The organism is Streptomyces sp. UH6 (assembly GCF_013421635.1).
In the GTDB taxonomy this organism is placed as follows: Bacteria; Actinomycetota; Actinomycetes; order Streptomycetales; family Streptomycetaceae; genus Streptomyces; species Streptomyces abyssomicinicus.
The window spans coordinates 16,977-26,049 of the sequence record NZ_JACADT010000006.1 but is presented as its reverse complement, the minus strand read 5'-3'; the positions used below and the strand labels follow the sequence as shown (position 1 = coordinate 26,049).

9 protein-coding genes are annotated in these 9,073 nt (G+C 70.4%); all 9 read right to left on the bottom strand.

What is annotated here, in order from left to right; all coding sequences use genetic code 11:
• Window positions 1–3 precede the first annotated feature (3 nt).
• The 9 genes from HW445_RS01315 to HW445_RS01275 all read right to left on the bottom strand — a co-directional run bounded on the left by HW445_RS01315 (window position 4) and on the right by HW445_RS01275 (window position 9,061).
• Window positions 4–945 carry a hypothetical protein gene (locus HW445_RS01315; RefSeq protein WP_180219170.1) on the bottom strand — a complete coding sequence of 314 codons (942 nt, stop codon included), beginning with the start codon at window positions 943–945 and terminating at the stop codon, window positions 4–6.
• Window positions 946–948: 3 nt separating this feature from the next.
• Window positions 949–2,109, bottom strand: a complete 1,161-nt coding sequence (locus HW445_RS01310; RefSeq protein WP_180219169.1) for a siphovirus ReqiPepy6 Gp37-like family protein — start codon at window positions 2,107–2,109, stop codon at window positions 949–951.
• Window positions 2,106–3,068 carry a phage tail domain-containing protein gene (locus HW445_RS01305; RefSeq protein ID WP_180219168.1) on the bottom strand — a complete coding sequence of 321 codons (963 nt, stop codon included), beginning with the start codon at window positions 3,066–3,068 and terminating at the stop codon, window positions 2,106–2,108. Before HW445_RS01305 ends, HW445_RS01310 begins: the two co-directional genes overlap by 4 nt.
• Window positions 3,069–6,806: a hypothetical protein gene (locus HW445_RS01300; RefSeq protein WP_180219167.1), complete on the bottom strand. Its 3,738-nt coding sequence runs from the start codon at window positions 6,804–6,806 to the stop codon at window positions 3,069–3,071. It abuts the gene before it with no gap.
• A gap of 140 nt (window positions 6,807–6,946) precedes the next feature.
• The gene (locus HW445_RS01295) at window positions 6,947–7,390 is read right to left on the bottom strand and encodes a hypothetical protein (protein ID WP_180219166.1); all 444 of its coding nucleotides are present in this window, start codon (window positions 7,388–7,390) and stop codon (window positions 6,947–6,949) included.
• Between the two features lie 20 nt (window positions 7,391–7,410).
• Window positions 7,411–7,923 (bottom strand): hypothetical protein, encoded by a 513-nt coding sequence (locus HW445_RS01290; protein ID WP_180219165.1) that lies wholly within the window; start codon window positions 7,921–7,923, stop codon window positions 7,411–7,413.
• The gene (locus HW445_RS01285; RefSeq protein ID WP_180219164.1) at window positions 7,923–8,414 is read right to left on the bottom strand and encodes a hypothetical protein; all 492 of its coding nucleotides are present in this window, start codon (window positions 8,412–8,414) and stop codon (window positions 7,923–7,925) included. The genes HW445_RS01290 and HW445_RS01285 overlap by 1 nt, the downstream gene beginning before the upstream one ends.
• Before the next feature lies 1 nt (window position 8,415).
• On the bottom strand, window positions 8,416–8,592 hold the full coding sequence (locus tag HW445_RS01280; RefSeq protein ID WP_180219163.1) for a hypothetical protein: 177 nt from the start codon (window positions 8,590–8,592) through the stop codon (window positions 8,416–8,418).
• 13 nt (window positions 8,593–8,605) lie between these two features.
• The gene (locus HW445_RS01275; protein WP_180219162.1) at window positions 8,606–9,061 is read right to left on the bottom strand and encodes a hypothetical protein; all 456 of its coding nucleotides are present in this window, start codon (window positions 9,059–9,061) and stop codon (window positions 8,606–8,608) included.
• Window positions 9,062–9,073 lie beyond the last annotated feature (12 nt).

Sequence of the window (9,073 nt, the reverse complement as noted above, 5' to 3'; positions counted from 1 at the left end):
CTGTCAGACCACCGCCCATGAAATGCCCGTGCCGGGCAGTACGAAGTCGTCCGTGCTGATGTCGGGGTGCTGTGTCAGCCAGACCTGGCCCGCGCGATCGGAGTTGGCGGCGTAGATGGTGAGTCGCCCGACCTTTGCCCCGGTGATGTAGGCGACCGCGTACTGGCTGCGCGTCGGGTCCCGGTACTGGGACGGGATGAGGACCGGCAGGCGCGTATCGGTGGCCCCCGAGACGGTGCCGCCGGTCCGCTCCCACGTGCCGAGGCGAAGGTGCGCTGTGCCCGTCGCGATGTCCAGGATGGACGAGACGCTGGTGGCCCAGCCGGACACGGTCGCGTCCACGGTGACGGACTGGGTCGGCGCCCACACCGTCGCCCAGGCGCTCCCCGTCCACATCCGCAGGCGGCCCGTGTCCGTCTCGAACGCCTGCTCGCCGCGATGCGGGAAGAGCGGCAGCGCGGACGATGTCGCGGGTCGGATGCGGGCGCCGACGTACATCTCCCGCCGCTGGACGGTTACCGCGATCGCCCCGTTCGGCACGGTCACCTGGGCGAGAGGTACTTCCCACAGCCCGGTCCCGCCCGTGTCGCGGACCAGCGCCGGTGCGGAGGACCCGGGCGTCCCCTGCCGCACTGCGGCAGTCACCTGCCAGGTGGACCGATCCAGGCGGAGGACGACCATGTCGTAGCGGGTCTGGCCACTGCTGTTGGAGGTGACCGGCAGGGTGAACGGCGTGCTGCCCGCGGTCCAGTAGTGCCCGCGGACCGACGCCTGCGCGCCTGCCGCGATCTGGACGTTGAGGCCGGCCGCTGCGGTGACGACCGCAGCGTCCGACGGGCTGCCGTAGATCCCGTCGTCGCTGAACCGGGCGGACAGTGCCTCGTATTCGGCGTCGGTCACCGACCGGTCGTTGTAGGCCGGGCTGGGCCAGGATGCCTCTGCCACGACTCACCTCCTCGTCTCGAGCCGCCCGAGGCGGCGGGTCAGGTCGCGCAGAACGCGCACGGTCTGCGGGTCGCTCGTCGCGCCCTGGGCGCCGATAACGGCAGTGACCAGCTCGCCCGTCTCCGGGGTCGCGGTCAGGTGAATGGCCCGGACGACGTCCGCGACCTCAATGCCGTGAGGCAGAGCCACAGTGACCCGGTCGCCCAGGCCGTAGTCGACGCCGGCGCGCAGCGTGGGAGTGTCGACGGTGGTGGTCGACAACTCCACCTGCTCAGCCGTCTCCGCCAGCTCGGCGTCTCCCGCTGCCGCCAACTCGCCTTGCAGGTTGTTCGGGGCGCCGCCGTCCAGGTACTGCTCCACCCGCCACCAGGTGGCCGCCGCCGCGGTGTCGGCCCGTTCCACGAAGGTCCGGGAGGTGGAGCCCTCGGTCTCCGTCCCAGCGACGAGGGCGTGCGTCGCCCGGGGTGCTCCTGTCTGGAGGGACAGTGACCGCAGGTTGCCCAGCCCTTTGGAGAAGCGGGCGGTGTCGGTCAGGTCGGCGGGCTGGTAGACCTCGAAGAGGATCTGCGCGCCCACCTGGCGGGTGCGGAAGCCGAGGCCTCCGCCTGCGGCTGCGACGTTGCGGCAGACGTCCAGCAGTGCTTCGAAGCGGGTACGGACCGTGGTGCTTGTACCGACCCCGGCGACGGATCCGAGGACCAGGCCGGGCACACGCCGAACGGTGAGGGCTCCCGGCCCGGCATTCTCGTTCACGAGGGTGCGGATGATGGTCTCCGCGTTCGTGGCGTTGATCTGCCGCCAGGTGAAGCCGAGCTGGGAGGTCCACCCCGAGCCGGGAACAGGCCAGGTGATGCGCCCGGCGACGACCGCCAGGTCGTCGCTCCAGTGCACGGTGACGGTGCCGTCGCCCGGGTTCTGGTCCGCAGACCAGTCGTAGTCGACGGGGACCTCGAGCGGGCCGGCGGACCACACCTGCTTGTCGCGGATCATCACCACCCGGTGTCCGGGCTGGAGGAGCGCCATCACCTCCGGCCGTGCCGGGATTGTGAGGCTGCCAGACGCCGGCGCGTTGAAGTTCAGCGTCACCTCTGTCTCGGTCCAGCCGTGCAGTGCGCCAAGCGCCTGGAGGTTGCGGTCCGTCACGAGGAACGTAGGCAGGCTCATGCGGTCTCGAACCGTGGGTAGTAGGTGAGATCGACCGCCGAGCCGGGGCCGGAGCCGTCCAGCTGGAACGTCACCGCGTTGTCCCCCGGTGCCAGCCCCCACAGCTCTGCCGTGGGCCAATCCAGACCGCCGAAGAGGTTCTCTCCCGTGCCCGAGGTGACGGCCGGCGGGTCGGTGCTGACCGTGACGGTCTGCCCGGCAAGAAGCGGGCCGTGCGGGGTTGCGGACATGGTGAGGGTGAAGGACTCCCCAGTCGCCTCGTGCGTCATTGTGATGGCCGTGGCCGGCCCGGAGACGACCCAGGTGGGCCACACCTGGATGTCGCCCGGGTTGGTCACGGTCGTCGCGCCCAGCACCTGACTGGACGACACCGTGGGGAACGGCACCTGGTAGTCCTCCGGGGTGCCGCTCTCACGGTGCACGGACAGCGCTTCCGCAGCGATCCAGTACGGGTCCTCACACAGCAGGGTCACCACGGCTGAGTCCCAGGTGATGCCGGTCGCGGCCTGCCCTCTGCCCTCCCAGCCCTCGCTGTAGACCACGTCGATCCACCGCATCGACCCGTCCGGCCGGGCCACCTCGAGCCGGCCGGGCCCTTCCCGCAGGGTGCGGGTAAAGGCCAGCCCCATCTCGCGCCACCGCTCCACGAAGTCGCTGTGATCGGAGCCCTTCACCAACACGGGCCAGATGATGGCGCGCGACTCGGCGTGGACGTGCCGGATCCTGGACCCGCCACGGGGCTGGGTGTCCGTCGTCAGCTTGTAGGGCGTCGCCCCCAGCCCGGACACTCCATCGGCCAGGGCGAAGACATCCCGGCTGATGTCCGTCATCGGCCACCGCCGCCCGGTTGGGTCCACGTAGGTGATGGCTGCGTAGCCGATCTCCGGGACCTGTACGGGCGGCGGCACCTCGGGGGTCGGGGTCTCCGGAGAGACGACCGGGCTTGTGATCAGGGGCATTTACCTGGGCCTCCTTACACGTTGCCGCGCCTCTTCCTGCCGCTGGAGCAGCCGCAGGTCAGCCACGTCGATGACGGACTTGCGGGGCTGGACTATGTAGGTCACTGGCGAAGCAGCCTCAGCGGCCCGGCTGGTGCTGGCGACAGCTGCGGCCTGGCCGATGGGGACGGCCGCGTGCCCGAGAGCCGCCGCCGTTTTCCGCAGCAGGGCGAAGGAGCGGTCGGTGTGCGTCCACGGGATCCACGACTCGGGCACGCCGGCCTCGCCGCCGAGGACGTGCGTTGGCCCGGTGAGGATGCCGCCGCGTGCCATGCGGACGCCCTGCTCGTTCATCGCCTTCACGAACGCCGCGGACCCGGGGATGGCCTTGATCTGCTTCGCGTACTGCGGAGCAATCCGGACCAGCGTCGCCCAGTCCACCCCGGCCGCGATCACGTCGGACGGAGTCGCGCCCTTCTTCCCAGAGATCACACCGAGCATGGTGGTGACCGCCAGGAGCTGATCCTGGGACAGCAGCGTGTTGCCGGACTTGACCGCGTCGTTGGCCTTCTTCGCCGCCGAGCTGCTCTTCACCGCCGCTGCGGCGAGGGCCGCGGCGTCCTCTCCACCCTGGCCCGCCAACTGCGTGGCGAGGGCGCCGTACCCGCTGGCTGCGAGTTGTGCGAGGTTCCGCTGAAAGGCCTTCTGGTCCTTGACGGTCGCGTTGAGCTGGGACGTGTACTCGCCCAAGCTGGCCCGTGAGGCGGCGGCCAGGTTCCGCAGTTCCTTCGCCATGTCGGCGATGTACTTGTTGGAACCGGTGGCCATCTTCTTGGTGAGCGAGACACCCTTCTCACCCATCTCCGCGAGCGCGTCCGCGACGTCCTGGCCGGCGCGGCGTGCCACGGTCGACAGGTTCGACCGCCACGCGGAGAGCGCGTTGTTCGACGCTGCCAGGTTCCGCGTGAAGATGGCGAGGCTGAAGTTCCCCTTTTTGTCGTTGCTGGCGTTGACGAGCCCGGACAGCGAGTACCTGTTCAGGTCGTCGCCCGTGTTGCTGTACGTGAAGTTGAGCCCGCCGTCGGCGAACCAGTCGATGCCGCTCGGGTCGCCGCCAAGGCGACGCACGATCTCCTCGGTGATCGCCCGCGAGCGGGGGCGCGCGTTGCGCCTGAAAGGCACGAAGCCCTCGCCCTCGGTCTCGACTTCCCCCCACACCCGGTACGACCCGGCGGGCGCGATTTCCGCCTGGTGGCCGTTGGGTATGTCCCGGGGGTCGCGGATCCCGCCATCGGCGTAGTAGTCCCAGATGCCGCCCCACGCGTTGGCGAGCTGGGCCCCGGGGACGCCCTCCCGGCGGGCCGTGTTGCCTGTGATCCGGTAGTGCGTGGTCACGATGACCGTGCGGTCCTTGAGCGCGGCCAAGTCCCGGCGGGCCCGGTCGAGCATGTACTCCAGGTGCGCGATGTCCGCCTTGACCTGAGACCGCTTCTCCGGGGGAACGGACTTGAGGTCCTGCTTCGCCTCGGCGACCTTCGCCTCCAGATCGGATACATCACCCTCCAGACGGGTCGTCCGGTCGGGGATGTTCAGGATCTGATCAGCCAGCGCGCGCGCCTCGTCTCGGGTGAGGCCCATCTGGACGGCATTCGCGACGAGCTGCTGACGGCCACGCTCGAAGGTCGAGTTCACCTCGTTCCACGACGCGCCGGACGCGACCGCCGCCACCGTCGCCTCGTTCGTCTTCGCGGCAAGGTCGGAGAGGGCCGTGGCCGCCGCCCTCTGGGTCTCGGTGTCCGTGACCAGCTTGCCGTTGCGCCAGTCCAGAACTCCCGCGTGCTCCGCCGCGGCATCGGTGGCTGCATCGATCGCAGCTTCGAAGCCGATCTGTCCCTCGAGGGCTTGCCTGTTCACGTCGTTGAGCGCCTGGATGGACTGCCGCAGACCGTCCGCCGCAGACTGCTGCGCGCGGAGCTCCTGCTGCACCTCCATCGCCTGCGCGCCGAACAGGCCCATGGCCTCGGCCGCCAGCTCCTGCTCGATGCGCTGCCCGGCCAGCGCGGCCTGGTAGTCGTCCAGCTGCTTGGTGACCGCGTCGCTGTCCAGACCCTGAGCCTTCAGGCTCTCGGTGATGCGCTCGAGGCTGGCCGCAGCCAGGTCGCCCTTCCCGCTGGACACCAGACCGGAGAGGGCCTGGTCCAGCGCCTCGATGTCTTCCTTCGACTGCTTGACCGGGGTCGAGTCCGTGCCGAAGAAGCTGACGACGGACTGCTGGAACTGGTCCAGGCCCTCCGGGTCGATGACCCGCTGAAAGCTGAGCGCGAGACCGTCGAGGTCCTTGCCCCATGCCTTCGACGCCTCGCCAGCGACCCGGCCGCCACGGCCCAGCTCGACGAGAGACTGCTGCAATTTGTCGACATCCGGGGCGGCGTTCTCGCTGGAGCTGCTGAGGGCATCCAGACCGATCAGCAGCAGACCGATGCCGGTGCCCGCCATCGCCAATTTCGCGGTGCGAGACAGGCCACTGATCGCGGTGCCGATGCCGGCCATCACCCCGGGGGTGCCTGCGGCCGCCGTGCGCATCGCGACGATCTGCCCGGTGAGCGCCACCAGACCGGCACGCGCGGCGGCTCCGCCGGCCGCCGCCAACTGGACACCCTTGATGGCCAGGGCCAGCTGGAGGAAGGTGCCGATGGCTTCCGGCGGGACGGCGCTGACGATGTCGGTGAGGACGTTGACGACTTCCAGGGCGCCGACGCCGACCTGGGCCCCAGCCTCGGCGACGTGCAGCAGGGCCTCGCCGATGTTGCCCAGCGTGTCCCACACCTCGGGCCCGACCTGCTGGGCCAGGTCCATCCACCGGGTCAGGCCCGAATCGTCGAGCTCCCCTGCTTCCGCCTTGGCGAGGAACTCGGTGAGTCCGTCGACCGCTTCCCGCAGCTGCCGCTCGGAGAACTCTGTCAGCTGCTTCATCACCCGGTCGAAGCCGGGCGTGCTGATGGCGCCGCCGAGGAGCGTCACCAGCCGGTCGAACTGCGAGCTGGCACCGCGCACCAGTTCGGTGGTCGTCGGCAGCATCGCGTTGGCGACGGCGACACCCTTGGTGAAGGGGGCCATCACGTCGCCCGACAGGCTGTCGGACCATTCCTGGTAGCGGTCCTTCAGCAGACCGACCGCAACGGCGGCTTCCTGCGTGGCCTGAGGCAGCGCCGCCAGCTGGGCGCGGTACGTCTGCTGGGCCTTTATGGCCTCCGCAGAGGCGGCCCCCGACAGCTTGACCGCTTCCTTGTACTTCTGCTGGGCGTCGGCCACCTCGCCGATCGCGGCGACCTGCGGGCCCAGCGCGAGCGCGTAGGCCGCCGACGCGGCACCCATGCCGCCGAGCTGGGCGGCCACGGTCGCGGCGGTCCCGCCGAGCCCGGCCAGCAGCGGGATCGCGGCGGGCACCAGGTGCAGCAGACCCGACCGCAGCTCGCTGCCGAAGATACGGGCGCGCTCTCCGGCCATCTGCCATCCGGTGCTGCTGCTCCGCAGGATGCCGTCGAGACGCGCCGCCGCGTCCGCGGTCGACACCAGGTTGCCCTGCAGATCGCGCAGGTTGCCCTGTGCGTCCCGCGACATGTTGGCCAGAGCCAGCGTCGACTGGTCGGCGTAGCGGACCAGGCGCTCGCGCATCTGGTCCGCGTTGTCGCCCGCCGAGTTGAGGACACGGGACAGTTCGTCCCGGCCCCGGAGGATGAAGTCGAGCGTGGTTGCCACCGGGTGTCACCCTCCCCGTGCAGTGCGGTCGTGTCGCTGGACCCACGCCACCAGGCGCTGGAGGCGGTCGACCGACAGGCGGTCGATCTCGGAGGGCTGCAGGTGCAGGTAGTGCATCAGCAGCGGCTCCCACTCATGGATCAGCTGGCGGATTCCGGGGGCCGGCGCGCCAGGTGGCCTTTTCCCAGCGCTTCGAGCGCGGCGTCCACGTCGGCCCGGTGGTAGGCGCTGTTGCGCAGGTACTGCTGCGCCAGCTCCAGGCTCTGGTCCTCGTTCTTGGCGAGGCTGTTCTCCAACGTGGCGGTCAGCAGTTCGTCGATTTCGTACCGCTCGAAGCCGACCCGCAGACGGCGGCCGGCCTGCGGCAGGTCGAACGTCTCGAAGTCCAGCGCCTGGTCCTCGCGCCGCCGCCCGGCCCAGATGATCGCTCGCATCGCCGTCGGGTCCTTCTCCCGCAGCTTCTGTTCGATCTCCTGCCAGGCGGAGCCGGTCGCCTCCTCGACGGCCTGCGCCTCCAGCGCGGACAGATCGCCCGCGGACACCTCTTCCACGGTGCCGTCGTCGTGACGGTAACCAACGATCATGGGGTCCCCCCTCTGCTCAGTTACTCGATGTCACGGCGGACGTCGTTGACGATCCGCCGTACCTCTGCCTGCATGCGCGGCATGCCGGCCTGGACGGTCTTGTCCCACCAGCCGGCGGGCCGCGCCCACTGGGTCGCCCACCTGCGCCTGTTGCCGAAGACGGGGTGCCGGACGCGGCCGGAGTTGATGGTCCACGGCATGTTGCGGATGTCGTCCGGAAGGCGGCTGCGGTCCACCCAGACGCGGGCGCCGGGGCTGGAGCCCTGCCGGACGCTGATCCGGATGCCCGCTGCGATGGCGGCTCGCAGCGGCCTGGTGGTCGGCGACGGGCCGCCGCGCTTGCCCGCCTTGCGGCCCTCGCTGACGAGCGGCTGGGACCGGATCGCCTGCTGCAGGTCGCGGTGCAGCGGCTCGGCCGCGCGCCGGACCCGGCGAGTGAAGTTCTGCCGGAGCCGCGGACCACCCGCACGACGCAGGCGGTTCCGCAGCTCCAGCAGCTGGCCGGTGCCCAGGATCTGCACCGAGCCCGGCATCAGGGAGTCGCCGCAGCCGGGATGACCACGTTCTCCGCGGGCTCGGACGTGATGGCGACCTGGATCATGATCTGTGCCGCCGCGTCCAGCTCACGCACCTTGGCCTGGCTGGTGACGGTGACGGGGAAGACGTCCATCGTCTGGGCCGGGACGTCGCCCTCGTCCATCCAGACGACGAAGCCGGTGGCCTCGCGCACCAGGACCTGGCGGATGTCGTCGCCGTCCTTCGACGCCCAGAACGTCAGGCTGGAGTCGGCGGCCGTGATGGCGCCGCCCACCACCGGGGTGAAGCGGGAGCCAAGCGCCGGCGTCGGGACAGTCTCGGAGGTGGTCTGCCACCCGGCCATCGCGCCGACCTCGACGGACAGCTCGGTGCCCGCGTCCAGCTCGGCCCGGGTGGGCGCGTTCTTGTTCGCGATCGTCGGCACCCACAGCACCTTGGTGATCGCGCGCCGGTAGTAGCGCACCGACGCCTGCAGCGGAGTCGCCATATCAGTTCTCCCTCGGGGCCTTGCGCCGAGGGGCCACCTCGGTCGTCATCTCAGTCGTCGTGTCCTCGGCCGGCCGGTCACCCACGACCACCCAGCCCGAGCGCTCGTGAGTGCGGACCGCGGTCTCCGCGACCTCGATCTCCCCCTCCACGCCCTCATGCCTCATACGGACCGCCACCGGCGGCCTCCTCTCACGTCATGCCGCGGCCGACGACCGACATGAGCAGCACTGCCTGCACGCCCTGCACGGTCTGTTCCTGCCGCAGCCGAGTCGATTCGATGGCGGTCAGCACCCGGCCCAAGCCGAGGCCGATGCTGGGATCTGCCCGCAGCCACGCGGTGACGCGCCCGCCGATCTCGTAGGCCCGCACCCGGGCCGCACGGACGTCGCTGGCACCGTTCGAGACCAGCGCCGCGACCGTGACCTGGAAAACCTCCTCGCGGCCCGTGCCAAGGTCCGCGAACTCACCGGTCGTCGACGCCGCCTCGAAGTCCCCGTTGGGGTCGCCGTCGTAGCCGACGATCAGCAACTCCCGGGCGTTGCTGTCCGATACCAGCGGGCCGTCCAGCACCAGCACGTCAGCCAGCGCCGGGTCCCCCTGGCCCAGCGCCACCAGCGCGTCGATGGCCTCGGCGACGAGCGGCATACGGACCTCCCG

Coding starts and splice junctions, on each gene's coding strand:
- HW445_RS01295 (WP_180219166.1), bottom strand. CDS start 7,390: ATGATCGTTGGTTACCGTCACGACGACGGCACCGTGGAAGAGGTGTCC.
- HW445_RS01310 (WP_180219169.1), bottom strand. CDS start 2,109: ATGAGCCTGCCTACGTTCCTCGTGACGGACCGCAACCTCCAGGCGCTT.
- HW445_RS01285 (WP_180219164.1), bottom strand. CDS start 8,414: ATGGCGACTCCGCTGCAGGCGTCGGTGCGCTACTACCGGCGCGCGATC.
- HW445_RS01290 (WP_180219165.1), bottom strand. CDS start 7,923: ATGCCGGGCTCGGTGCAGATCCTGGGCACCGGCCAGCTGCTGGAGCTG.
- HW445_RS01275 (WP_180219162.1), bottom strand. CDS start 9,061: ATGCCGCTCGTCGCCGAGGCCATCGACGCGCTGGTGGCGCTGGGCCAG.
- HW445_RS01305 (WP_180219168.1), bottom strand. CDS start 3,068: ATGCCCCTGATCACAAGCCCGGTCGTCTCTCCGGAGACCCCGACCCCC.